The organism is Streptomyces sp. NBC_00659 (assembly GCF_036226925.1).
Classification (GTDB): Bacteria; Actinomycetota; Actinomycetes; order Streptomycetales; family Streptomycetaceae; genus Streptomyces.
The window spans coordinates 6430270-6454750 of sequence record NZ_CP109031.1; the positions used below are offsets into that span (position 1 = coordinate 6430270).

At 71.3% G+C, this 24481-nt stretch carries 24 protein-coding genes; 10 read left to right on the plus strand and 14 right to left on the minus strand.

Annotated features, from left to right (window positions below; all coding sequences use genetic code 11):
• Positions 1-83: 83 nt before the first annotated feature.
• Complete coding sequence (locus OG410_RS28245; protein WP_329301685.1) at positions 84-407, plus strand: STAS domain-containing protein; 324 nt, start codon at positions 84-86, stop codon at positions 405-407.
• Positions 408-691: 284 nt separating this feature from the next.
• Positions 692-3226 (plus strand): ATP-binding protein, encoded by a 2535-nt coding sequence (locus OG410_RS28250; RefSeq protein WP_329301686.1) that lies wholly within the window; start codon positions 692-694, stop codon positions 3224-3226.
• Between the two features lie 94 nt (positions 3227-3320).
• Here the strand turns inward: OG410_RS28250 and nucS are convergent, their stop codons facing one another.
• Positions 3321-3992, minus strand: coding sequence for an endonuclease NucS (gene nucS, locus OG410_RS28255; protein WP_329301687.1), 672 nt, complete (start codon positions 3990-3992; stop codon positions 3321-3323).
• 364 nt (positions 3993-4356) lie between these two features.
• Between nucS and OG410_RS28260 the strand changes: the two genes are divergently transcribed.
• Entirely contained in the window at positions 4357-4749 is a 393-nt protein-coding gene (locus OG410_RS28260) for an SCO5389 family protein (RefSeq protein ID WP_037624912.1), read from the plus strand.
• A 104-nt stretch (positions 4750-4853) separates the two neighbouring features.
• Here the strand turns inward: OG410_RS28260 and OG410_RS28265 are convergent, their stop codons facing one another.
• Positions 4854-5882, minus strand: coding sequence for an LLM class flavin-dependent oxidoreductase (locus OG410_RS28265; protein WP_329301688.1), 1029 nt, complete (start codon positions 5880-5882; stop codon positions 4854-4856).
• Between the two features lie 243 nt (positions 5883-6125).
• On the opposite strand from OG410_RS28265, the gene OG410_RS28270 reads away from it, so the two are divergent.
• Complete coding sequence (locus OG410_RS28270) at positions 6126-6458, plus strand: ATP/GTP-binding protein (protein ID WP_329301689.1); 333 nt, start codon at positions 6126-6128, stop codon at positions 6456-6458.
• A gap of 55 nt (positions 6459-6513) precedes the next feature.
• Here OG410_RS28270 and OG410_RS28275 read toward each other — a convergent pair whose 3' ends face one another.
• The 3 genes from OG410_RS28275 to OG410_RS28285 all read right to left on the minus strand — a co-directional run bounded on the left by OG410_RS28275 (position 6514) and on the right by OG410_RS28285 (position 9754).
• The gene (locus OG410_RS28275; RefSeq protein WP_329301690.1) at positions 6514-7371 is read right to left on the minus strand and encodes an ABC transporter permease; all 858 of its coding nucleotides are present in this window, start codon (positions 7369-7371) and stop codon (positions 6514-6516) included.
• Entirely contained in the window at positions 7368-8636 is a 1269-nt protein-coding gene (locus tag OG410_RS28280) for an ABC transporter ATP-binding protein (protein WP_329301691.1), read from the minus strand. The genes OG410_RS28275 and OG410_RS28280 overlap by 4 nt, the downstream gene beginning before the upstream one ends.
• Before the next feature lie 227 nt (positions 8637-8863).
• Complete coding sequence (locus OG410_RS28285) at positions 8864-9754, minus strand: hypothetical protein (RefSeq protein WP_329301692.1); 891 nt, start codon at positions 9752-9754, stop codon at positions 8864-8866.
• Positions 9755-9771: 17 nt separating this feature from the next.
• Here OG410_RS28285 and OG410_RS28290 point away from each other — a divergent pair, with 17 nt between their 5' ends.
• Positions 9772-10248 carry a hypothetical protein gene (locus tag OG410_RS28290; RefSeq protein ID WP_329301693.1) on the plus strand — a complete coding sequence of 159 codons (477 nt, stop codon included), beginning with the start codon at positions 9772-9774 and terminating at the stop codon, positions 10246-10248.
• Here the strand turns inward: OG410_RS28290 and OG410_RS28295 are convergent.
• The 5 genes from OG410_RS28295 to mce form a co-directional block, all read right to left on the minus strand.
• Complete coding sequence (locus tag OG410_RS28295; RefSeq protein ID WP_329301694.1) at positions 10229-10996, minus strand: ABC transporter permease; 768 nt, start codon at positions 10994-10996, stop codon at positions 10229-10231. The two genes, OG410_RS28290 and OG410_RS28295, sit on opposite strands and share 20 nt — an antisense overlap.
• Positions 10997-11001: 5 nt before the next feature.
• Positions 11002-12012, minus strand: a complete 1011-nt coding sequence (locus OG410_RS28300; protein WP_329301695.1) for an ABC transporter ATP-binding protein — start codon at positions 12010-12012, stop codon at positions 11002-11004.
• A gap of 95 nt (positions 12013-12107) precedes the next feature.
• Positions 12108-13043, minus strand: a complete 936-nt coding sequence (locus tag OG410_RS28305; protein WP_329301696.1) for a cellulose-binding protein — start codon at positions 13041-13043, stop codon at positions 12108-12110.
• 220 nt (positions 13044-13263) lie between these two features.
• A complete protein-coding gene (gene scy, locus OG410_RS28310) occupies positions 13264-17112 on the minus strand; it encodes a polarized growth protein Scy (RefSeq protein ID WP_329301697.1) in 3849 nt (1282 codons plus the stop codon).
• Between the two features lie 243 nt (positions 17113-17355).
• On the minus strand, positions 17356-17796 hold the full coding sequence (gene mce, locus OG410_RS28315; protein WP_326785462.1) for a methylmalonyl-CoA epimerase: 441 nt from the start codon (positions 17794-17796) through the stop codon (positions 17356-17358).
• Between the two features lie 147 nt (positions 17797-17943).
• Between mce and OG410_RS28320 the strand changes: the two genes are divergently transcribed.
• The 3 genes from OG410_RS28320 to OG410_RS28330 all read left to right on the plus strand — a co-directional run bounded on the left by OG410_RS28320 (position 17944) and on the right by OG410_RS28330 (position 20773).
• The gene (locus OG410_RS28320; protein ID WP_328671459.1) at positions 17944-19146 is read left to right on the plus strand and encodes an acetyl-CoA C-acetyltransferase; all 1203 of its coding nucleotides are present in this window, start codon (positions 17944-17946) and stop codon (positions 19144-19146) included.
• A gap of 40 nt (positions 19147-19186) precedes the next feature.
• The gene (gene meaB / locus OG410_RS28325; protein WP_328448070.1) at positions 19187-20143 is read left to right on the plus strand and encodes a methylmalonyl Co-A mutase-associated GTPase MeaB; all 957 of its coding nucleotides are present in this window, start codon (positions 19187-19189) and stop codon (positions 20141-20143) included.
• Between the two features lie 420 nt (positions 20144-20563).
• A complete protein-coding gene (locus tag OG410_RS28330) occupies positions 20564-20773 on the plus strand; it encodes a hypothetical protein (RefSeq protein ID WP_329301698.1) in 210 nt (69 codons plus the stop codon).
• A gap of 3 nt (positions 20774-20776) precedes the next feature.
• Here the strand turns inward: OG410_RS28330 and OG410_RS28335 are convergent, their stop codons facing one another.
• From OG410_RS28335 to OG410_RS28350, 4 genes are all read right to left on the minus strand, one after another.
• Positions 20777-21253: a MarR family winged helix-turn-helix transcriptional regulator gene (locus tag OG410_RS28335; protein WP_326785460.1), complete on the minus strand. Its 477-nt coding sequence runs from the start codon at positions 21251-21253 to the stop codon at positions 20777-20779.
• Between the two features lie 104 nt (positions 21254-21357).
• On the minus strand, positions 21358-22158 hold the full coding sequence (locus tag OG410_RS28340; RefSeq protein WP_329301699.1) for an AIM24 family protein: 801 nt from the start codon (positions 22156-22158) through the stop codon (positions 21358-21360).
• Complete coding sequence (locus tag OG410_RS28345) at positions 22155-22805, minus strand: AIM24 family protein (RefSeq protein ID WP_328671461.1); 651 nt, start codon at positions 22803-22805, stop codon at positions 22155-22157. Before OG410_RS28345 ends, OG410_RS28340 begins: the two co-directional genes overlap by 4 nt.
• 1 nt (position 22806) lies before the next feature.
• A complete protein-coding gene (locus OG410_RS28350; protein WP_326790792.1) occupies positions 22807-23439 on the minus strand; it encodes an AIM24 family protein in 633 nt (210 codons plus the stop codon).
• A gap of 236 nt (positions 23440-23675) precedes the next feature.
• Here OG410_RS28350 and OG410_RS28355 point away from each other — a divergent pair, with 236 nt between their 5' ends.
• Positions 23676-24020 carry a DUF3817 domain-containing protein gene (locus OG410_RS28355; RefSeq protein ID WP_329301700.1) on the plus strand — a complete coding sequence of 115 codons (345 nt, stop codon included), beginning with the start codon at positions 23676-23678 and terminating at the stop codon, positions 24018-24020.
• On the plus strand, positions 24017-24310 hold the full coding sequence (locus OG410_RS28360; RefSeq protein ID WP_326785456.1) for an MTH1187 family thiamine-binding protein: 294 nt from the start codon (positions 24017-24019) through the stop codon (positions 24308-24310). The genes OG410_RS28355 and OG410_RS28360 overlap by 4 nt, the downstream gene beginning before the upstream one ends.
• Positions 24311-24481 lie beyond the last annotated feature (171 nt).

The window sequence follows — 24481 nt, forward strand, 5'->3', positions numbered from 1 at the left end:
GTCAGACCATGCACAACATGCAGACGCGAAGACGCGGAAACAGACACACGCGGAGTTACGAGACGCATTCTCGGGGAGCGCATATGTACATCAGGGGCGACCACGCCGAGCTGGTCGTCGGGGGCCGCCTCGACGTACGCAGCGCGGCGGACGCCCGTACGGTCCTGCACACGGCCGTCGACGACGGAGCGGGCGACCTGGTGCTGGATCTGTCCGAGCTGGATTCCTGGGACGCCACCGGGCTCGGTGTCATCATGGGGGCCCACCGACGCGCCGGGCGGTGCGGCCGACGGCTCGTGCTGCGCGGCGTACCGCCGCAGATGCAGCGCCTGCTGGTGGCCACCCGGCTGCACCGGATCCTGGCGATCGAGGGCGGGATCGGGGTCGAGTCCCTGCCCCGGGTGTGACCCGAGCGCACGCCCCCGTCACTCCTGCGCGCACGCGACCGCGTGCGCGACCGAGTACGCGCCCCGGCCGCCGCACCGGGCGCACGGCGTGCACAATCCTCACGAAGCCGTGATGCTTCGGGCGGCGCGGTACCCCGCCTGTTCATAGATACTGTGCGAAGGTTTAGGGTTCGGCTGCCCGCCGACCGAAACCCTACGAGCGGGCACCGGACCAGAAGCGACGAAGCGGTGTGCAGCCAGGCCGGGAGGGCATCGGCACACGACGCTTTTGGGGGGCTTGGAACATGGACCCGATCAACCGGGGAGCCGAAGAGCACGGCCATGACGACGACGGTCAGGTGACTCGCCCGCGCCCGCCGCGTGACCCGCTCGCAGCCGACCTCGGCCAGCACAAACCCGTGCCCGTCCGCACGGTCAGACTCGTCACGGGCGAATTCGCGCTCACCGTCAACCCCATCGACGGCAGCGAGATAGAGAACTGCCCGCCGCACGAGCGGCCGGCGACGCCGGCCAGGCACGACGCCGCGAAACGCGCCGAACTGGCCCGCGCGGCCCAGCCGCCCGTTCCGCCCGGCCCGGCCCAGCCCCGGCTGCCGCTCCTCGAACGCCACGAGGAGCGCGAGCAGGTCGTGCGCCTCCTCGCGCGCGGCCGCTCGGTACGGCTCACCGGCCCCTCGGGATCCGGCCGCACCGTCCTGCTGGACGCCGTCGCCGAGGACTGCGCGGACCTCGCCCCCGACGGCGTCGTCCGCCTGTCCGGCCTCGGGCGCACCGCGAGCGACGTGCTGTACGACCTCTTCGCGGCCGTCTACGAAGCCCCCTTGTACCGCCCGGACCACGAGGAACTGCACCGGCTCGTCCGCGAGATCGGGGCGGTCGTCATCGTCGACGACGCGGAGATCGGCGGCAGCGCCCTCGACGTGCTGCTCGACGCCACCCCCGAGTGCGCCTTCGTGATCGCCGTCACTCCCGACATACCGGCCCCGTCCGTCCAGGCCCAGCTCGACGAGGTCCTGCTCGGCGGTCTCGACCGCAGCGGCGGCCTCGAACTGCTGGAGCGCTCCGTCGGACGCGTCCTGAGCGAGGACGAGTCGAACTGGGCGGGCGACCTCTGGTTCGAGTCCGAGGGACTGCCGCTGCGCTTCATACAGGCCGGAGCGCTGCTGCGGCAGCGCGACCGGATGCAGGCCAGCGAAGAGGCCTTCGACGACTACGGCGTCTTCCAGGAAGCCCCGGCCGACGCGGCCTTCGAGACAGGCGACGGAACCGACGTACCGCTGCCCTCGCTCGCCGAGGGCGCCGCGCCCGCCGCGCTGCTCGCCTCCCGGCTCAGCGAGTCGGCGCGCGCCACTCTGCGCTTCGCCGTCGCGCTCGGCGGCGAGGTGCCCCACCAGGCCCATCTGCCCGCACTCGTGGGCGACACCCACGCCGACGCCGCGCTCGCCGAACTCGCGGCCTCCGCGCTGATCTCCCCGGTCGGCTCCCGCTACCGGCTCGCCGCCGGGGTGCAGGTCCAGCTGGAGGCCTCCGGATACGCGGACACCGTCCAGGAGAGCGCGCTGGCCGCCGCGCGGCACTACACCTGGTGGGCCGGGCACCCCTCGGTCACCCCGGAGCGGGTCTGCGCCGAGGCCGACGCGCTGCTCGCCGCCCTGGACATGCTCGTCCCGGTCACCACCGTCCCGCAGGACGAGGCCGAGGAGAGCGTCTCCGTCCAGCTCGCCCGCACGGCCGCGCCCGCCTTCGCGGCGGGACTGCACTGGAGCGCCTGGGAGCGCGTCCTGCGGTTCGGCGTCGAGGCCTCCGAGCTGGCCGACGACCTCGGTGAACAGGCCTACTTCCACCACGAGTTGGGTGTACTCGCGCTCTGCGGCCACCAGCTCGACCGGTCCCGCGCCGAGCTGGAGGCCTCCGTCGCCATGCGCGGCGAACTCGCCGACAAGCGCGGCACCACCGCCGGCCGCCGCGCCCTCGCGCTGGTCACCGACCGCTCCGGAACCCTTCAGCTGACCGGCGGGCGCACCGCGGCGGGCGAAGAGGTGCCCGGCGCGCGTCACGAGGAGTCGGTGTCGCCTCCCGGCGGTGTACCGGCCGCCTTCCCCCGCACCGACCCGTCGGGCGACACCCTCACGGTGCTCGCCCACCCGGGCAGCCCCGGCATTCCGCCGGCCGGGCCGCGGAGCGTCGCGGGGCGGCTGGTCACCGGCACCCGGCGCAATCTGGTGGCCGCGGGCGCGGGCGCGCTCCTCGTCGCCGTCCTCGGGACCGTGGTGACCCTCGGAGCGACCTCGGACCACAACAACGACACGCCGTCCGAGAAGATCGGCGTCAACCCGTCGGCCACGCAGGACAGCCAGGAGGACAGCCTGGGCGCGGACACGCCGAAGAAGGGCGACGACGCCTCTCCCGGCGCGGTGGCCACCCCCACCGACCCGGGCCCCGACGGCACGTACGGCACCTCGGACGACCCGACCCCCACGGCCTCGGCGAGCCGGCAGCCGTCCGGCGAACCGAGCGGGACGCACACCGGCGCGAGCAAGCCCTCGAAGTCGTCGTCCGCGCCGCCGTCGAAGTCGCCCACGCACAGGCCCTCCCCGTCCCCCTCGAAGTCGTCGAGCGCCTCGCCGTCGGCGTCCTCCACGAAGTCGTCGAGCCCTTCGCCGTCCACGTCGCCGTCGGCCAGTACGTCGACGACCCCGGCCACCACCGACTCCGCGAGCGGCCCCGTGCCGAGCAGCGCGGCGGCGCAGACGTCGGCGGGCAGCGGGCCGGAGAGCACCGGCTTCGCCACGACGTCGCCGAGCGGCACGGTGATCTGACCGTTCGGTCCGGACGCACCGGACCGTCTGGACAAAGCAGAGGGCCGGGTCCGATGGCGGACCCGGCCCTCTGCCGTATACGAACCCGGGGGGCTCAGAACAGCCGCAGTTTGTCGTCCTCGATGCCGCGCAGGGCGTCGTAGTCCAGGACCGCGCACCCGATGCCGCGGTCGGTGGCGAGGACGCGGGCCTGCGGCTTGATCTCCTGGGCGGCGAAGATGCCGCGGACCGGCGCGAGGTGCGGGTCGCGGTTCAACAGCTCCAGATAGCGCGTGAGTTGCTCCACGCCGTCGATCTCGCCGCGGCGCTTGATCTCCACGGCGACGGTCTTCCCCTCGCCGTCCCGGCACAGGATGTCGACCGGGCCGATGGCCGTCATGTACTCGCGGCGGATGAGCGAGTAGCCCTCGCCGAGGGTCTCGATGCGGTCGGCGAGCAGCTCCTGGAGGTGCGCTTCCACGCCGTCCTTGATCAGGCCGGGGTCCACGCCGAGTTCGTGCGAGGAGTCGTGGAGGATCTCCTCCATCGTGATGATGAGCTTCTCGCCCGCCTTGTTGATGACGGTCCAGGTGCCTTCGTCGTCGCCGGACCCCTCCTTCAGTGTGCAGGGCGGCGACATCCAGTTGAGGGGCTTGTAGGCCCGGTCGTCCGCGTGGATCGAGACGCTGCCGTCCGCCTTCACGAGGATCAGGCGGGGGGCCGACGGGAGATGGGCGGTGAGCCGGCCCGCGTAGTCCACGGAACAGCGGGCAATGACGAGACGCATGGTCGGCAACGCTACTCGACCGGCGGCGGTGCACGCGATTCTCGCGACCGTCCCGCGCCCGTCTCCCGGGCCCGGCGCCGAGGAGGAACTCATGGTTCGCCCCATTTGTTCCCCCGGCTTCCGTCGCCCGGCCCGGCCGGCGTTCTCGCGGGTCACCCCATTGATCCTGAAGATTCCCTGTTCCTCCGTGGCCGATTGTCGGCCTACCCGCGGTTCGCTATGTGCCCATTCTCCTGGTGCCGTTACCTGCCGATGCTTACCGTATGAACGGGAGGTCGCGATACATGTACTCAGCGTGTTCGGTATCGCGGTCCCCGTCCCTGTCCGGCAACCCCCGATGTGTGGGGGTGCGAGAGGAGTACCCATGTCGCTCGACGTCTCACCGGCCCTACTCCAACAGGCCGAGCGAGGCGAGGTCGATGAAGCTGAATTCGTCGACTGCGTCCGGACCTCCCTGCCCTACGCGTGGGAGATGATCAGCTCCCTGGTGGCCCAGCTGAAGGTGGACGGCGGCAAGTTCGCCGACAACCAGACGCCCCCGCCGGACGAGCAGGCACGTGGCCAGCTGCTGCGTGCGCTCGCGAGTGACGCGATACGCGGCGCGCTGCAGCGGCACTTCGGAGTGCGGCTGGCCTTCCAGAACTGCCACCGGGTGGCGGTGTTCCCACTGGACGACTCGGTGGACGACACACTGGCACGCTTCACCTCGGTCCGCAGTCAGCTGCTCAACCAGTCCCCGGAGTTCAGGGACTGCTGACGCACTGATGCCGCATTGCTTGCCGCTCCGTACGCGGGAGGTGCATTGGTACTGGGGCGGCAAGCTCCCCGCGTGTCCGGCCCGTCGGGCCGGACCCCGTGCGGTCACCTGAGCTGGGGCAGTACCTCGGTCCCCAGCCGCCGTACGTTCTCCTCGGTCGCCGCCAGGTCGCCCGAACCCTCGACGAGCAGGGCGAACCGCGCGATGCCGGTCCGCTCCGCGGTCGCCGCGAGCCGGTCGGCGCACAGTCGTGGCGTGCCCACCGGGTGCAGTCCGCAGAGCAGTTCGGTGTACGCCACCGGGTCCCGCATCGCGCGGGCACGGCCGTCGACCGTCACATGGGCGTCCAGTCCCTGCCTCAGCCAGCCCGGCATCGCCTTGACGAGGGTCTCGACGGCGCCGGTCCGGCGGTCCGCGATCTGGCAGACGCCGGCGGAGACATGGGCGGCCGTGAGGATCTCGTCCGAGGGGCGGCCCGCCGCGCGCGCGTGCCGCCTCCACAGCGCGACCATTTCGGCCTTCTCCTCGTCCCCGACGTGCATGCCGAGAAGCATCGGCAGCCCGCGTTCGGCGGCGAGCCGAATGCTCGCGGGCGAGGTGCACGCCACGACGACCTCGGGGCCCGGAGCGCCGCTCAGTGCCTCCGACGGGCGCGGCACGACGGGGACTTCACGGAACGGGAACCGTTCGGAGGCGCCGGCGACGGACGGCTCGCGCAGCCAGCGGAGCAGCAGATCGAGTGACTCCGGGAACCCGTGTTCGTACGCCGCGAGGCCCGCGCCGAAGACCTCCAGATCGACCCAGGGGCCGCCGCGGCCGACTCCCAGCGAGAACCGCCCCCCGGACGTCAGGTGCAGCAGGGCGGCCTGCTCGCCGAGCGCCACGGGATGGACGGTGGGCAGCACGCTGACCGCCGTGCCGATCCGGATCCGGTCGGTGCGGCCGAGCAGATACGCGGCGAGTGTGATGGCCGACGGGCATGTCCCGTACGGCACGAAGTGGTGTTCGGCCAGCCAGACCGCGTCGAGCCCGGCCTCCTCGGCGACCTCGGCCGACCGCACCGCGCGGTGCAGGGCCTCTCCCTGGCCCTGCCCAGGGAACTGGGCCGCCAGTACAAAACTTCCAACGTGCATCGAACTTCCTGCTTCCTCGGCTCCGACACGGAGCTCCCCCACCCGGCATAACCGCCTGACACGTGCCGAAGACACGGCCTTGCGGGGAGATTTGCGGATTGTCTGGGAATTGGGCTGTCCGAAGACCGTCCGAGGACTGTCCGAGGGGGGATCTGAGCGGGTTGGCGGAGTACGCGTACCCGTGTGCGTCCCGCGTAGGCTGGTGTCGGCCCCTGCTCCCTGTATAGCTCCGTGAGGTGTCCCTTGTCCCCGCGTCGCAACCGTCCGAAGGACACCGCCTCGTCCGGCAGGAGCCCGGAGGGGGACCCGTCGGACCGTTACGGCGGCTGGCAGTCCACGGAGAGCTGGCAGGGCGAGGAGTGGAGCGTGCGCCATGTGGCGGGCGCGAGCGCGCAGGGCAAGACCTACCGCTGCCCCGGCTGCGACCAGTTGATCCCCTCCGGGGTGCCGCACGTGGTGGCCTGGCCGGAGCACTCGGGCGTCGACGAGCGGCGGCACTGGCACAAGGCCTGCTGGAACGCGAAGGACCGCCGCACCTCGCGGGTGCAGCGGTCCCGTAACGCGCCCAGGTTCTAGGGTCTGTTGTCCGGTTCAGGTGGCGCCGAGGCGCGGTGTGCCGTCGGCCGGGCCGTCACACGTCCCGGCGCTCCAGGAGGACGAAGGCGCCGACGACCGCCGCCGCCGTCACCCCGGCGAGCAGACCGAGCTGCGCACCGCCGTTGCCGCTCTCCGAGTCGAGCCGGAAGACATGGGCGAGGGCGTTCGGAGCGTTGTACTCCTGCATCTTCTCGCCGATCGTGCGCAAGCTCTCGGACATCATCAGGAACGCGGGCATGATCGCAGGCAGGAGCACGACACCGAGCATCGTGGTGATCGCGCCCGCCGAGTGACGCAGCATCGAGCCCACCGCGAGCGCGAGCACGCCGAGCAGGGAGACGTACAGCGCGCCCATCACGACGGTGCCGCCCCAGGCGATCTGGGAGGCCTCGCTGGAGGCGTCGCTGTGCATCCCCTCGGTGAACAGGCCGACGAGCCCGATCGCGAACGCCGAGACGCCGAACGCCACCGCGAAGAAGATGACCAGCTTGGCGGCGAGCACCCGGTGACGCTGCGGCGAGGCCGTGAACGTCGTACGGATCATGCCCGTGCCGTACTCGGAGGAGACCACCAGCACGCCCAGCGTGATCAGGCAGATCTGTCCGAGCATCAGGCCGAAGAACGCCGGGATCGTGTACGGCACGTCGCCGAAGTCCTCGTTCGTGGTCTGTGCGGCGACCAGGAAGCCGATGCCGACCACCAGGAGCAGGAAGATCCCGAGCGTCCACATCGTGGAGCGCACTGACTTGATCTTCGTCCACTCGGAGTTGAGCGCGTGCCCGAGGTGGGTGCGGGTGACGGGGATCGGCGAGGTGTACGAATTGCCGGGCGCCGCCTGCCAGTCGGGGGCAGCGGCGGCCTGCTGCGGCATCGGGGGCTGGGGCGTGCTCATCGGGCGTCCTCGGGCTTGGTCAGGTCGGCGGCGGGCGCGGTCGTGGGTGCGGACTCCGGCGCGGGCGCCGGAGCGGGCGCGGCGGCGGGCGGGCTCGCGGGGCCCTGGGCGTACGGGTTGACGTCCGTGGCGCCGGGGGCCGGAGGAGCGCCGTACGGGCCCGGAGCGCCCGTGCCGGGGGCCGCGGGGGCGCCGTAGGGACCGGTCTGCGGCATGGCGAAGGGCTGCCCGCCCTGCTGGGGCGGCAGCGGCGCGTACCAGCCGGGCTGGCCCTGGCCCGCCACCGGCATCTGCGGCGGCGGCATGGCGCCCGGCGGCAGCTGCTGCTGGAGCCCGGCCTTCTGGTCGACGGTCGAGCGGTAGTCGACGGCGCCCTGCGTCATCCGCATGTACGCCTCCTCCAGCGAAGCCTGGTGCGGCGACAGCTCCCACAGGCGGACGTCGGCGGAGTGCGCGAGGTCGCTGATCCGGGGGAGCGGCAGTCCGGTGATGCGCAGCGCGCCGTCCTGCTCGGGCAGCACCTGACCGCCGGCCTCGGTCAGCGCGGCGGTCAGCTTCTCGCGCTGCTGCGGCTCGGTGTCGGGGGTGCGCACCCGGGCGAAGTCGGCCGAGTTGTGGGAGATGAACTCCTTGATGCTCTGGTCGGCGAGGAGCTGGCCGCGGCCGATCACGATGAGGTGGTCGGCGGTCAGCGCCATCTCGCTCATGAGGTGCGAGGAGACGAAGACCGTACGGCCCTCCGAGGCGAGGGACTTCATCAGGTTGCGCACCCAGAGGATGCCCTCGGGGTCGAGGCCGTTGACCGGCTCGTCGAAGAGCAGCACCTGGGGGTCGCCGAGGAGCGCGGCGGCGATGCCGAGGCGCTGGCCCATACCGAGCGAGAAGCCCTTGGAGCGCTTTCGGGCCACGTCCTGGAGACCGACGACGCCGAGCACCTCGTCCACGCGGCGGGCCGGGATGCCCGAGAGCTGGGCCAGGCTCAGCAGGTGGTTGCGGGCGCTCCGGCCGCCGTGGACGGCCTTGGCGTCGAGGAGCGCGCCGACCTGGCGGGGCGCGTTCGGCAGCCTGCGGTAGGGGAAGCCGCCGATCGTCACCTGCCCGGAGGTCGGGTTGTCGAGGCCGAGGATCATGCGCATCGTCGTCGACTTGCCCGAGCCGTTGGGCCCGAGGAACCCGGTGACGGCACCCGGCCGGACCTGGAAGGAAAGGTTGTACACGGCTGTCTTGGCGCCGTAGCGCTTCGTCAGGCCGACTGCCTCGATCATTCTCCGCACCCATCGAAAGGTTCAGGACGTCGGGGCGCACGCCCCCGTAAGGGTTAGGAGGATATCCGGGCGCCGGCGGTTCCACTCAAGGGCAGGTAAAGTCCCGCCCATCGACTGGTGAAAGATCCAGGAGAGGGCGAGATTTCGTACGACCGTTCTGTCAGGTACTCGTCTTTCCTGGTGGGACGGGAAAAGGGAATGCGCGCCGGCCCGGCGGCGGGAAAATCTCAGACGCGCCCCGGCAGGGAATCGTCCAGCGGCGGAAGATCGTCGTACAGCCGCAGCTCGGCCGATTCGTCGAGGTAGGGCAGGAAATCGGTCTGCGGCAATACCCAGCCCTCCTCGCCGAAGATCAGCGTGCCCGCCTCGCGCAGCGACGGGTCGGCACCCGCACGGCGCACCCAGGCCGCGGGGTCGGGCCCGAGCAGGTCGCGCAGGCGCTCGGAGCCGGCCAGCAGGGCCGTGAGCAGCTCGGACTGGTCACCCCCGCCCGCGCGGGGCCGCCCGGTCTCCGGCTCGGCGAGCACGCCGTACGCGCTGAAGTAGATGTACGCGCCGCCCAGCCGTTCCCCGGAGGGCATCGTCATCGTGAACGCGTCGCCGGGGAGTATCGGCCGCCGGTAGTCGGGGAACTCGGTGTCGTCGACGGCCTTGAGCTGCGTCGAGTCCAGCCAGGCCACCACGAGCGTCGTCTCGGCACCCGGGTCCACGTACGGCGTCCCGGCCACGTAACCCGCCGGACTGATGTGTCCGGAGCAGCCCACGCCGATTCCCCGCACCCGCACCGGAACCATCGGCACCGCCGCCGGGATGCCCAGCCGGGTCAGCTTGTGGGAGACCTGCCCGGGGGAGGCGTTCGAACCGACGGCGATGACCGGGTGGCGCAGCCCGGTGCCCACCTGCCCCAGGTCGGCGAGGGCCTCGTCCAGCCGTTGCTGCGCCTGGCGCTCCTCCACGTACCACTCGCCGAGCCGCAGCGGCCGTACGTCGAGCCGGAGCAGCTCGCCGCCGGTCAGCAGGGACGGCTCGGTGGTGGGCCGGCCGGGATACGTCAGGGGCTTCTGCGCGGGCACGTCGCTCAGGCCCAGCGCCTCGAGGCTTCGGTCCTTCGTCGTCACGGTGACGCCCTCCGGTCGTGGACCTGCGGGCCCGCGCCCGTCTGCGCTGCCTGGAGGACTCCCCGCACGACGGCAGTCTCGTCATCTACAGGCAGTGGCTGAAGGTCCTGGACGCGCAGGGCGAGCCGGCCGACGAGCGGAGCCGGCTCGTGGTCGAACGAGGGGTCCCCTTCACGGTCTGGATACCGGTCGAGGCGCCGGTGGCCGAACTGCCGTTCCGCCGGATCCAGGGCAAGGACCTGTCCCGCTCGTCCGGGGTGAAGCCGCTCGTCCGGCTGACCGCACGGACCGTCGGACTCGGCACCGAGGTCGCCGACGAGCGCTGGTTCGACCCGGAGGCCGGGGACTTCGAACTCGGCCGTTTCGTACCGCTCCAGCCGGATCTCGACAAGGACGTGTGGCAGTGGGAGGGGTGGTCCGGCTTCGACGGACCGACCCACCCCCGCCCGGACGGTGACGAGCCGCCCGGACGTTCTACGCGTCCCGTTTCTTGAGCAGGACATAGCCGCCGGCCAGGGCCACGGCCACCCACAGCAGCATGATGCCGAGGCCGCCCCAGGGACCGTAGGGGGTGTCGTCGATGGGGGTCACCACCCGCAGGATCCTGCTGCCGGCCTGGTCGGGGAGGTAGCGGCCGACCTTCTTGGTCGCGGAGACCGCGCCCAGGATGTTGGAGATCAGGAAGAAGAACGGCATCAGGATGCCGAGCGAGAGCATCGGAGAGCGCAGCATCGCCGCGACACCCATCGAGAAGACGGCGATGAGCGTCATGTAGAGCCCTCCGCCGATCACCGCGCGCAGCACCCCCGTATCGCTGATCGACGCCTTGTGCGTGCCGAGCGCCGCCTGGCCCACGAAGAACGTGATGAAGCTGGTGATCATCCCGACGGCCAGGGCGAGGCCGGCCGCCACCGCGACCTTGCTGAACAGGAAGGTGCCGCGCTGGGGGACGGCCGAGAGCGAGGTGCGGATCATGCCGGTGCTGTACTCGTTGCCGACGACGAGCACCCCGAACACGATCATCGCGAGCTGGCCGAGGGTCATGCCCGCGAAACTGATGAACGTCGGGTCGAAGGTCAGCTGGTCCCTCGGGCTCAGGTTGTCCCACTCGTTGTTGGAGAGGATCGAGATGAGCAGGCCCAGCGCGATCGTGACGACCGCCGCGAGGCTCAGCGTCCACACCGTGGACGACACGGAACGGATCTTGGTCCACTCGGACCTGAGGACCTGGGTCGCCGCCATCCCGCTCAGCCCTTCTTCCAGTCGCTGCCCCACTGCGGGCCAGGGCCAGGGGCGGGGGCGGGGACGGGGGGCGTGCCCGGCGGGCTCGACGCGGGCTCCTGTCCCGGCGTGTCCGTGTGCGCGTGGTACTCGACCGACTCCGCGGTCAGCTGCATGAACGCCTCCTCCAGCGAAGCCTGCTGCGGGCTCAGCTCGTGCAGCACGAGCTGGTGCTGCGCGGCCAGTTCCCCGATGTGCTCCGGTTTCCCGTCGTCCACCTCCAGCGCCCCGCCGCCCGTCTGGACGACGGTGATCCCCGCCCTTTTCAGCACGTCCAGCAGCCGCTCGCGCTGTGGGGAGCGGACACGGACGTAACTGCGCGAGTTCTGCCGGATGAAGTCCGCCATCGAGGTGTCGGCGAGCAGCCTGCCCTGGCCGATGACGACGAGATGGTCGGCGGTCAGCGCCATCTCGCTCATGAGGTGGGAGGAGACGAAGACCGTACGGCCCTGGGACGCGAGGGATTTCATCAGGTTGCGGATCCAGTGGATGCCCTCGGGGTCGAGGCCGTTGACCGGCTCGTCGAACATCAGGATCCGCGGGTCGCCCAGCAGCGCGCCCGCGATGCCGAGGCGCTGGCCCATGCCCAGCGAGAACCCCTTCGCCTTCTTCCGCGCGACCGCGGTGAGGCCGACGGTGTCGAGGACCTCGTGCACCCGCGCCCTCGGGATGCCGTTGCTCTGGGCGAGGCACAGCAGATGGTTGAAGGCGCTGCGGCCGCCGTGCATGGCCTGGGCGTCCAGCAGGGCGCCGATGTACTTCAGAGGGTCCTTGAGCCGGTCGTAGTGCTGTCCGTCGATCCGTACGTCGCCGGCCGTGGGACGGTCGAGCCCGAGCATCATCCGCATCGTCGTGGACTTGCCGGCGCCGTTGGGACCGAGGAAGCCGGTCACGATGCCCGGTCTGACGGTGAAGGTGAGGTTGTTGACCGCCACCTTCTCGCCGTACCGCTTCGTCAGCCCCTCGAGCTCGATCATGCGGCCACGCTAAGACGGCCCCCGGGGGCCTGCCACCCGACGACAAGGCCCGCGCCCTCGGCAGAGGGAGCGGGCCCTGGTGTCGTGCTGTGCGGTTACCGGGACTGCTGTGCCGGAACCCCGCGGGAGATCGGCTCGTCCTCCGCCGGGCCGGTGGCGGCGGCCACCGCGGCGCCCGTGAGCGTCGCGAGCATCTCGCGGACGTTCGTGAGCTGCGCGTTGATCGAGTCGCGGCGGTTGGTGAGGGCGGCCAGCTCGCGCTCGGATTCCGAACGGATCCGGTCGGCCTTGGCGTTGGCGTCGGCCACGATGTCCTCGGCCTGGCGCTGAGCCGTCTCCACCGTCTGGCGGGCGCGGCGCTCGGCGTCCGTGCGCAGCTTCTCGGCCTCCAGGCGGAGCTGCTCCGCGCGGTGCTCGATCTCCGCGAGGCGCTTCTCGGCCTTGGCCTGGCGCGAGGCCAGGTCGCGCTCGGACTGCTCGCGGCGCTTGGCGAGGTTCGTCTCGAAATCGGCGGCGGCCTGGGCGGCCTTGGCGCGGGTCTCCTCGAAGAGGGCGTCCGCCTCCTCACGCTTGGACGAGGCGTCCTTCTGCGCGTCGGAGCGCAGCTGCGAGGCGTCGCTCTTGGCCTTCTCGACGATCCGGACGCCCTCGTCCTCCGCCTTGGACTTGCGGTCCGCGGCGAACGACTCGGCGTCGTTGCGCACCTGCTGAGCCGCCGACTCGGCGAGCTCGCGGTGCTGCTCGGACGCGCGACGGGCCTCCTCGCGCAGGTCCTTGGCCTCCTCCTCGGCGAGGCGGAGGATCTTCTCGACGCGTGCGCCGAGACCGGCGTACGACGGCTCGGCGTCGCTCACCTGCGCCTGGGCGTTCTGCGTTTCGAGATGGAGTTCCTCGATGCGCTTTTCAAGGGCGGTGATACGGGCCAGAGCGCTGTCACGGTCGGAGACGAGCTTCGAGATGCGTTCGTCCACCTGAGCGCGGTCGTATCCACGCCGCACAAGCTCGAAGCCGTAGGGGGAAGTGTCGCTCATGGGGTTCCTGTCGAATGAGACCGGTGAGGTGATAGGTGGAATCCTAGGGGGCAATGCGGTGTGTCATCGAGCGGATACGTGTTTGATCTGGAGAATGACACCCCTTTTGGGTGGCCGGCCGCCGGAAGGCTTGCCAGAACCTGTGACAAACGTCCTACTAAGCACGTAATCCGCGCTTCCGTCCAGCTCTCCGATGCCCTGCCATCCGACCGACCGTCGGCTAGCTCTCCGACGCCTTGCCGCCCGACCGTGCCGCTCCCGCGGCCGCACCCGCCTTCATCCCGCCGTCCTTGCCGGCCGTAGGAGCCTCGAAGGACTCCAACGCTTCCAGGACATCCTGGACACGGGAGATCTCCGTGTTGATGTCCTCACGCCGGCGGACCAGGACCTCCAGGTCGCGCTTGCCCTCCTCGACGGCGGCCTTCGCCTCCTGAATGGCCTCGGACCTGATCTTCTCCGCCTCGGTGACGAGCGAGGACTTCTTCTGCTCGGCCTCCTTGAGGAGCCCCTCGGCCTTGCGCACGGCGGCGATCCGGACCTTGCTCGCCTCGGAGTTCGCCTCCGCCACCAGGTCCTTGGCCTTCGCCTCGGCCTCGGCGAGCTGGTCCTCGGCGGCCTTGATGAGCGCGTCGCACCGGTCGCCCGCGTTCTTCATCGCCTCGGACGACTCACGGCGCGCCCGCTCGTGCAGATCCTCGATCTCGGACGTGACACGGTCGCGCAGCTCCTCGGCGCGCTCCCGGATCGCCGTGGCGTCCCGGCGAGCGCCGATCAGCAGCTCGTCCGCGTCCGCACGGGCCCGCTCCACGCGGGTGTTGCCCTCGACGGTCGCCTCCGAGACGAGCCGCTCGGCCTCGCCACGCGCCACACCGACCATCGTGTCGGCCTGCGACTCGGCGTCCGCCGTCGTCCTCTGCGCGCTCTGCTGCGCCTCCGAGAGCAGCTTGTCCGCCTCGGACGCCGTCTCGGTGATGAGCGTGTCGACCTGCTCGGCCGCTTCGGAGCGCTTCTTGTTGGCTTCCCGGCGTGCCTCGTCCAGCAGGCGCTCGGACTCCTCGCGCGCCGCCGCCGTACGCCGCTCGCCCTCCTCCGTCGCCCGTACCTTGAAGCGCTCGGCCTCGGTGCGGATCCGCTCGGAGTGCTGCTGGGCGGAACCGACCGCCTCGGAGGCCTCGGCGCGCAGCCGCTCCGCGTCACCGGTCGCGTCCGAGATGAGCTTCTCGGCCTTGGCCACGGCCTCGGCGCGTACCCGCTCGGCCTCGGCCGCGGTCTCGGTCCCGAGCCGCTCGGCCTCCGCCGTCGCCTCGGTGATGAGGGTGTCCACCTGCGCGGCCGCGTCCGAACGGATCCGGTTCGCGTCCTCCCGGGCGTCCGCACGGGTGCGCGCGGCGTCCTGGTCGGCGTTCGCGATGGCGTCCGACACCTCGGTGCGCACCCGCTGGGCGTGGTCGGAGGCGTCCGAACGCATCCGCTCCGCCTCGGCGATCGCCTCCGCGACGGTGCGCTCCGCGAGCGCGCTCGCGGCCTCCCTCTCCTCGTTCGCCTCGCGCCGCAGCCGTGCCCCGTCCTCGGAGGCCCGCTCGCGCTCGGCGTACGCGTCGGCGCGGACCCGGTCCGCCTCCTCCTGCGCCTCGGTCCGCGTACGGTCCGCCACGTGCTCGGCGGCCGAGCGCAGCCCGGTGATCTCCTCCTGGGCCTGCTCGTGCAGCCCCGCCACCGAGTCCCGCACCTGCTGCGCGGTCTGCTCGGCGTTGGAGACCATCTCGGTCGCGCGCCGGTCGGCCTCCTCGACGAGACGTACGGCCTCGGCCCCTGCCTCCTCGACGCGCTTGCGCGCGGAAGCCAGCAGTTCCTCGCTCTGCTCGCGGGCCCGCTCGCGCTCCTGGTCGGCCTCCTGGCGCGCCGAACCGAGGGTCTCCTCGGCCTCGCGGCGGCGCCGGGCGGCCTCCTCCTGGGCGGCGGCCAGCGTCTCGGCACCCTCGGTCGCCAGACGCTCGGCCGCGGCCTGCGCCTCGCTCCGCACCCGGTCGGCGCTGTCCTGTGCCTCCGACTTGAGCCGCTCGGCCTCCGCCGCGGCGTCCGAACGCAGCCGTACGGCGATGGACTCGCCCTCGGCACGGGACGCCGCCGCGTCCGCCGCGGCCTCGTCGCGCAGCCGGTCGGCCTCCGTCTCGGCCTGAGCCTGGAGCGTACGGATCCGCTCGGCGGACTCCGAACGCAGCCGGTCGATCTCCTCGGAGGCCTCGCGGCGGATCCGCTCGGCCTCCGCACGCGCGTCGGTCAGCGCCTGCTCGGCGGCGGCCAGACGCTCCTCGGTCTCCGTGTGCAGCCGGGCCAGCCCCTCGGCGGCCTCGGCCTGGCGGGCCTCTATGGCCCGCTCGGTCTCCTCGCGCTGCCGCTCGGCGGCCCGCTCCGCGTCGGCCGCGATCGTCTCGGCCTGCTCGACGGCGTCCGCGCGGTTCCGCTCGGCCTCCGCGCGGGTGCGCTCCAGCGTCTCCTCGGCCTGCCGGCGCAGCGTCGTGGCGCGCTCGATGGCCTCGGTGCGGACCTTCTCGCTGTCCGCCGTGGCGGCCTGGCGCAGCTCGTCCGCGTCCGCCTTCGCCTTGGCGAGCACTTCCTCGGCGGTCCGCGCGCCCTCCTCGATCTGCTGGACGGCCTCGCGCCGGGCCTCGGCGCGGATGCGCTCACCCTCGGCGACCGCGTCCGAACGCAGCTGCTCCGCGTCCCCGCGCAGCCGCCGCGCCTCCTCCTGGAGCTCGACCGTCTTGGCGCGGTACTCCTTGGTGTCGTCCTTCGCCGTGCCCTTGAGCTGCTCGGCGATGTCGTGCGCCTCGGCGCGCAGCCGGTCGGCCTCGGTCTCCGCCTCGGTGCGGATCCGCTCGGCCTCCTCGGACGCCGCCTTCGTGGTCCGCTTGGCGTCCTCGGACGCCTTGTTCAGCACGTCCTCGGCGGTCCGGGCCGCCTTGGCGAGCTGGGAGGCGGTCTCCTCGGCGGTGAGGCTGCGCGCGCTCTCCTCGGCCTCCGCGACGATCGTCTCGGCCTTGCTGCGGGCGTCCGCGACGATCTGCTCGGCCTCGGACTTGGTGGTCTCGGCTTCCTGGCTGGCCTCGCTGACCAGCCGGGCGACCTGCTCCTTCGCCGTCCGGGTGCGCTGTTCGTTGACCGACTCGGCGCTGGCGATCGTCTTCGCCGCGGCTTCCTTGGCCTCGTTCAGGACCTTGTCCGCCTCGGACTGGGCCTCGCGCAGCGCCGTCTCGGCGGCGCTCATGCGCTGCTCGGCGGCCCGGCTCAGCTCGGTGGCCTGACGGCGGGCGTTGTCCGACTCGTTCGCCGTGGAGCTGCGCAGCTGCTCGGCGTGGTCGGTGGCCTCCTGGGCCTGCGTCGAGGCGGCGTTCAGCAGCCGCTCGGCGTCCGTGCGGGCACGGCGCAGCAGCGCCTCGGTCTCCGCGCGGGCCGCCTCGGCGTCGGTGGTGAGCCGCTGGCGCGCCTCGGCGGCGACCCGCTCGGCCTCGGCGCGGGCCGCGGCGAGCGCCTGATCGGCCTCGGCACGCGACTCGTCCAGCAGACGGCGGGCCTGGGACTCGGAGCGGGCGCGGAGCTGCTCCGCCCACGCCACGTTCTCGTTGACGTGCGACTCGACGGTCTGGCGGCGTTCCGCCAGCTCCTGGTCGAGCTGCTGACGCCGGGTGACGGCCTCCTGGTGGAGCTCCGCCTGGAGCCGGGCCGAATGCTCGGCGTGCTCCTGAAGGAGACGCTGGGTCTGCGCCCGTGCCTGGCTGATCTCCCGCTCGGCGTCGACGCGCAGCTGGTCTGCCTGCATCTGGGCATTACGGAGCATCTGCTCGGCCTGATAGCCGATGTCGGCCCCGTCGTAGGCAGGACGGGTCGCCAGACTGCGGCGCGCCTCATGCAGCTTGGCGCGCAGCACCTCGACCTGATAGCCGCGGTCCTCGGCGTGCTGGACGGCCTTCTCCCGCTCGGTCTTCAGCCGTTCCATCTCGGCCTCGAACCGAGAGAGGTGGTCGACGTCAGCCGCCGGCTCTCGCTCCTGGCGTTCGTAGCCCCGCACTGCGCGGTCCCATCCGTCCCCTGGTCGCAAGTAATTCCGAACGAGCACCGTTCTTCCGCCGAACGGGGCCCCCGGGGAATGGTGTCAGATCAACGGCTGAGCACGGGCTGCTGCCCCGACGCTCGCCCCCCGAAACCTGGACCCCGGCCCTTGGTCCCGCTCGCCGGAAGGCGCCAGGACCACGGCCGTCCCCCGCGAAAGGCGACGGCCGAGCCCAACCCTACCGGCCCAGATATACGGAGGTCAGTGCTCAGGTGACTCAACCGCCGCCGAAGTGACCAGTTCTGTCAGTACTCCGTGGCAATCCTTGGGGTGCAGGAACGTGATCCGGGACCCCATGGACCCGGTCCGGGGCTCGTCGTAGAGCACCCGGACGCCCTTGCCGCGGATGTCGGCGGCGTCACCGTCGACGTCCGCGGTGCCGAAGGCGATGTGGTGCACGCCCTCGCCGTTCTTGGCCAGCCACTTGCCCACGGCGGAGTCCTCGCGGGTGGGTTCCAGCAGCTGGAGGTAGGAGGCGCCGCCGTCGGACGTCTCGTTGATCTTGAGCATGGCCTCGCGGACGCCCTGCTCCTCATTGATCTCGGAGTGGAAGACTTCGAAGCCGTACGTCGCACGGTAGAACTCGACAGTGGCGTCGAGGTCGAAACAGGCGATCCCGATGTGGTCGATTCGCGTCAGCATGGAGTCAGTGCAGCGCTCCCGGCGTGGTTACGCAACGTGCGCGCGATCACACTGCGGGCCGGATGACGGGTGGCCTACCGCTCAGTACATTCTCAGTAAACCCTCGTTCACTCCTCGGCTGTGCAGCCGGTAAGGGGATCGCACCTCATGTCTGGAACGAACAGCAGTACCTCGGTGATCGTCGCGGGCGCCCGAACGCCCATGGGACGGTTGCTGGGCTCGCTGAAGTCCTTCTCCGGGGCCGACCTCGGTGGCTTCGCGATCAAGGCCGCCCTCGACCGTGCGGGCATCGGCGGCGACCAGGTGCAGTACGTGATCATGGGCCAGGTGCTCCAGGCCGGGGCAGGGCAGATCCCGGCACGCCAGGCCGCCGTCAAGGCGGGCATCCCCATGAGCGTCCCGGCTCTCACCATCAACAAGGTGTGCCTCTCCGGCCTCGACGCCATCGCCCTCGCGGACCAGCTGATCCGCGCCGGCGAGTTCGACATCGTGGTCGCCGGCGGCCAGGAGTCCATGACGAACGCCCCGCACCTGCTCCCGAAGTCCCGCGAGGGCTACAAGTACGGCGCCATCGAGATGCTCGACGCCATGGCCCACGACGGTCTGACGGACGCCTTCGAGAACATCGCCATGGGCGAGTCGACGGAGAAGCACAACACCCGCCTCGGGATCCAGCGTCCGGCGCAGGACGAGATCGCCGCCCTCTCGCACCAGCGCGCGGCCACCGCCCAGAAGAACGGTATCTTCGAGGCGGAGATCACACCGATCGAGATCCCGCAGCGCAAGGGCGAGCCCGTCGTCTTCAGCAAGGACGAGGGCATCCGCGCCGAGACGACCGCCGAGTCGCTCGGCAAGCTGCGCCCCGCCTTCGCCAAGGACGGCACCATCACCGCCGGCAGCGCCTCCCAGATCTCGGACGGCGCGGCCGCCGTGGTCGTGATGAGCAAGGCCAAGGCGCTGGAGCTCGGTCTGGACTGGATCGCGGAGATCGGCGCCCACGGCAACGTGGCGGGCCCGGACAACTCCCTCCAGTCGCAGCCCTCGAACGCGATCCTGCACGCCCTGAAGAAGGAGGGCCTGGAGGTCGAGGACCTCGACCTGATCGAGATCAACGAGGCCTTCGCGGCCGTCGCGGTCCAGTCAATGAAGGACCTCGGGGTGTCCACGGAAAAGGTGAACGTCAACGGTGGCGCCATCGCCCTCGGTCACCCGATCGGCATGTCCGGCGCCCGTCTCGTGCTGCACCTGGCCCTCGAACTGAAGCGGCGCGGCGGCGGTGTGGGCGCGGCCGCCCTGTGCGGCGGCGGCGGTCAGGGCGACGCGCTGATCGTGCGGGTGGCCAAGGCCTGACCCGCGTTCGTACGACCGACCCCTCGTGAACGGAGCTGTGATGCAGGACGTCTCCTCGCTGGTGACCCAGGCCAGGGAAGGACGGCCGCGGGCGGTGGCCCGGCTGATCTCCCTCGTGGAGGGAGCGGCACCGCAGCTCCGTGAGGTCATGGCCGCGCTGGCCCCGCTGACCGGCAACGCGTACGTGGTGGGTCTCACCGGCTCGCCCGGCGTCGGCAAGTCGACGTCGACGTCGGCGCTGGTGACGGCCTACCGCCGGCAGGGCAAGCGGGTCGGCGTCCTGGCCGTCGACCCGTCCTCGCCGTTCTCCGGCGGCGCGCTGCTCGGCGACCGCGTCCGGATGTCCGACCACGCCTCGGACCCGGGCGTCTACATCCGCTCGATGGCGACGCGCGGCCACCTGGGCGGACTGGCCTGGTCGGCCCCCCAGGCCATCCGTGTCCTGGACGCGGCGGGCTGCGACGTGATCCTGGTGGAGACGGTGGGCGTCGGCCAGTCGGAGGTGGAGATCGCCTCCCAGGCCGACACCTCCGTCGTCCTCCTCGCCCCCGGCATGGGCGACGGCATCCAGGCCGCCAAGGCGGGAATCCTGGAGATCGGCGACGTGTACGTCGTCAACAAGGCCGACCGCGACGGCGCCGACGCCACCGCCCGCGAGCTCAACCACATGCTCAGCCTCGGCGAGTCCCGCGGCCCGGGGGACTGGCGCCCGCCGATCGTCAAGACCGTGGCCGCGCGTGCGGAGGGCATCGACGAGGTCGTCGAGGCCCTGGAGAAGCACCGGGCGTGGATGGAGGAGCGCGGCGTCCTGGCCGAGCGCCGGCTCGCCCGGGCGTCCCAGGAGGTCGAGACGATCGCCGTCACCGCGCTGCGCCGGCGGATCGGCGACCTTCACGGCGACCGCCGTCTCAGCGCCCTCGCCGAGCGCATCGTCGCGGGCGAACTGGACCCCTACGAAGCCGCCGACACCCTGATCCAGGGCCTGACGGAGAGCTGAACCGGCCCGGCGCGAGGCCGGGCACCCTCTCCGAGCCGAGCCGAGCCGAGCCGAGCCGAGCCGAGCCGACCCGCACCCTCCCGTGCCGGGTCGGCTCGACGCCCCCCCGGCACGATGCGGCGCGCACCCGCACGACACGCCCCTTGCGGGAGCGGCACGGCACGGTGCGCCGGGACTCTCGCGGGAGCCGCGCCGGAGGCGACGCCACGCCGCACCGCCCACCGGGGCGGAGCACTCGTGATCCGTTCCGGGGTGCGACGACACGGGCGGGTGCGCTCGCGGAGCGAGCGCCGGACAGGCGCCGGCTTCGCGCCGGTGCCCCGTGGGGCGCTTCGGGGTACGGCGGCACGCACGTGCGCGGCGCCACGCACGGGTGTGCCGGCATACGCGGGTGCGCCGCCGGGACGAGCGCCGGAGGCGGTGCCCGTCGTCGTGGCGCTGGGCGTGGGCCCGCTGGTGGGCCGGCTGTCTCCGGGGCTGTGCTTCGCGGTCTCGGGGGCGGCGGCGATGGCGGCGGCCCCGGTCTGCGCGCGGAGCGCACGGACCCCGCGTCCGGACGCGGACGCGGGGCACTGTGCGGGCGGGGCCGCGCGCCCCGCAGAGGCGGACGGCGCGCGACTGCCCGCCTGAGTCCTAAGGCTTGCCGCGCTGTCCCAGCAGGTGTTCGGCGATCGGGCGCAGCGACTTGTGCAGGTCCTCGAGCGCCTCGGGCGACAGCAGGTCGATGAAGTGCCGCCGCACGGACGCCACATGATGAGGCGAGACCTTCTGCATCGTCTCCATGCCGTGCTGGGTGAGGACCGCGTACAGCCCTCGCCGGTCGGACTCGCAGTTCTCCCGGCGCACCAGATCCGCGTTCTCCATGCGCGTGATCTGGTGCGAGAGCCGGCTCTTGGACTGGAGGGTGGCGGACGCCAGATCGCTCATCCGCATGCGCACGCCCTCCGACTCGGAGAGGTTCACCAGGATCTCGTAGTCGTTCATGGTCAGCCCGAACGGCTGCAGGTCCCTCTCAAGCTGGTACGTCAACAGCCTGTTGACCTCCAGGTGGGTGCGCCAGGCGCACTGCTCCGCATCGGTCAGCCAGCGCGTGGCCGTCTCGGTCTCCATAAATGAAGTCTACCTAAAATGTTGAAATGCGAACTAGTGAGGGGTTGTGTGACGGTGCGCACGTGTTCGACGTGCGTTCGATGTCACACTCCGCAGACTACCGCTCACAGCCCGAAGCGACGCTGGAGGTCCCCCAGCTGTCCGGGAAGGCGCGGTGCGCCGGCTTGCCCCCCGCGCTGACCGGGCACCCCTCCCGCTCCGGGCACCCCGGCCTGCTGCGGGACCGCCCCCGTGGCCTGCTCGGCCATCAGGATCTCGGTGGACTGGAGCAGCACCGTGCCCGCCCCCACGAACTCGAACTGGTGCTCCTCGCCGGAGGCCCCTCCGAGGCCCGTCATCGCACGTAGACCGCCCATCACGCCCGTCATGTACGCATGGTCGTAGTGATGGCAGGGGGAGGGGCAGTCCGCCCATCCGACAAGGGCCTGCGGGTCCACCCGGATCGGGGGTTCCATGAACACCACCGGACCGTTGGACGCGGCCACGAACTTGCCGGTTCCGATCAGTGTCAGAAAGCCCGGCACAATCGACTGCTTGAGCGCGAGACTTGGCTGAAAAGCGAGCAAGTTGCCGGAGCGAATGGTCAGGTTGCCGTCGTCGAGGTCGTACGAATTCACGTCGAAGGCCCGGTCGGCGAGCAGCATCTTGCCCGAGCCCTGCGCCACGACCCAGTCGCTCGCGTGCAGAGGCGAATGGAACGACGTACGGACAAGACGGTCAAGTCGGCCGTGCCCGATGCCGTTGAACTCCATCGATCCGTAGTAGGCGATCATCTTGCCCTTCTGCAGGAACCACTGGCTCCCCTTGAGCTCCACGCAGAAGGTGTAGTTGTTGACGTTGTCGTCGACCGGCAGCGACATCGGATCGTGGATCACCGGACCGCCGGGGGTTCCGTACCCGCTCACAGCTTCTCCTCCGAGGCCTGGACGTACACCGAACCGCTGCCGCTCAGCTCCAGCTGGAACGCCTCGCCCGAACCGCGTCCCACCATGTCGCGCCAGCCCAGCGCCGTGGACAGCTTGTTGCGCACGTCGCCGTGGTGCGCCACGTACGCCTGCGGGTCGACGTGCACCGCGCGCTGCGGGGTGATCGGGATCTCGAAGACGCCGCCGTGCGCCATGACGGCCACCGCCCCGTGGCCCTTGAGCGTTGTCGTGAAGAGTCCCTGACCCGTCACCTGGCCCCGCACCATGCCCATGACGCCGCCCTGCGATCCCAGGAACATCGTCCCCTGCTGGAGCGTCCCGTCGAAGGCCAGCAGCCGGTCCGCCTCGACGTACAGCGTGTCCCCCGTGAGGCCGATCACCTGGACGTGGTGGCCGCCGTGCCCGAAGAGGACCGTGCCCGAACCCTCCACGGTCATGAGGGGAGTCGCCTCGTTGGCCAGGCGGCGGCCGATCATCGACATCACCCCGCCCTGCCCGCCCTGGATGTTGGGGGTGAACGACACCTCGCCCTTGTAGGCGAGCATCGCGCCGCGCTGACTGAACAGCCGCTGCCCCGGCACCACGGTCGCCTCGACGACCTTCGAGTTCACCTCGCGGAACGCCATCTCACACATCCCCCGCGATCGTGTTGCGCTCACTGGGCTGGACGTAGACCAGCCCGTCGCCCTCGAAGCGCATCTGGAACGCCTCGCCGCCGCCCTCGCCGATCAGTGTGCGGAACGTCACACCGGACTGCAGCGACTGCCGCACGTTGCCCTGGTGCGCGATGTACGCGCCCGGATCGACCGTCAGCGGGTACTGGGAACTGACGCGCAGCACCACCGCCGGCCCGTCCGACGTGATCGCCGCCTGGCCGTGGCCCTCGACGGTCGTCGTGAACAGACCGTTGCCCTGCGAGGCGCCGCGCAGCCCCGTGAACGTGGTGCCCGTGCGCAGACCCGTGTCCGTGGCGAGCAGATTGCTCGACTCCACGTACAGCTTGTCCCCCTGAAGGGACACCAGGTTTATCTCCGAGGCCCGGTCGGCGAACCAGCAGGTGCCGTGCCCCTTCACCTCCATCACCGTCATCTGCTCGCCGGTGAGGCGCCGGGTCACCATCCCCCGGATCCCCTCACCGCCCCCGCTGAGCTTCTTGAAGGCCATCTGACCGTCGTACGCGACCATGGAGCCGTTCTTCGCTTTCACGGCGTCCCCGGTCATGTCGACGGCGAGCACCTTGCTGCCCTGAAGTCGAAACATCGCCACGGTGTGAAGGTAGCCGCAGCGCGGGACGGCGGACAGAGTCCACGGGTGGATCCTGTCCCTGATCCGCCCCCTAGGGGGCGTGTCGTCCGGTGCCGTCCGGTATCACCCGGTGTCGTCGGGGCCCCCGGGCCCGGGATCCCGCCCGCCGGATGCCACAATGTCCGGGACGCTTGTGCTTGCGTTCACAAGGGCAGCGTTCCCCCGACAGCGAATCCCACCGAAGGTGACCCGTGGACATAAAGACCGCCACCGCACTCCGCCGGCTCCGTCTGGTCTCGGCCCCCGAGGCCGTTTCCTTCCTGCTGCTGCTCGTCTGCTCGGTGCTGAAGCGGACCACGGACTTCAACGCCGTGCCCGTCATGGGCGCGGTCCACGGTGCCCTCTTCGTCCTGTACGTGATCTTCTGGGCGGACGCCTGGAACCGTGCCCGGTGGAGCGCCGGCACCGGCGTCCTCTACTTCGTTCTGTCGGTGCTGCCCACCGGCGGCTTCTTCGCCGAGCGCAAGCTCAAGCGCGAGGCCGAGGACGCGGTCGTCGCCTCCCGCGCCTTCGCGGAAGGGGCCGTGAAGGCATGATCGTCGCCTTCTCCGTGACACCGCTCGGCGTCGGCGAGGACGTGGGGGAGTACGTCGCCGACGCCGTCCGCGTGGTCCGCGAGTCGGGGCTGCCCAACCGCACCGACGCGATGTTCACCTCGATCGAAGGCGAGTGGGACGAGGTGATGGCCGTCGTCAAGCGTGCCGTCGCCGCCGTCGAGGCCCGCGCGCCCCGCGTCTCGGTCGTCCTCAAGGCGGACATCCGTCCCGGTGTGACGGACGGCCTCACCTCGAAGGTGGAGACGGTGGAGCGACACCTGTCGGAGTGACCCCGGGGCGCGGCCCCGTACCAGGAACCCCGGTCCCTCGGACCGGGGTTCTTTCGTGCCCGCACGGCGACCGCGACGGAGGTGACGGAACCTCAGGGACGAAAGACCACCCGCCCGCACGCCCCCGTACCCCTTCGGACCCGCCCCGTTCGACATGTCACGGAAACTCCA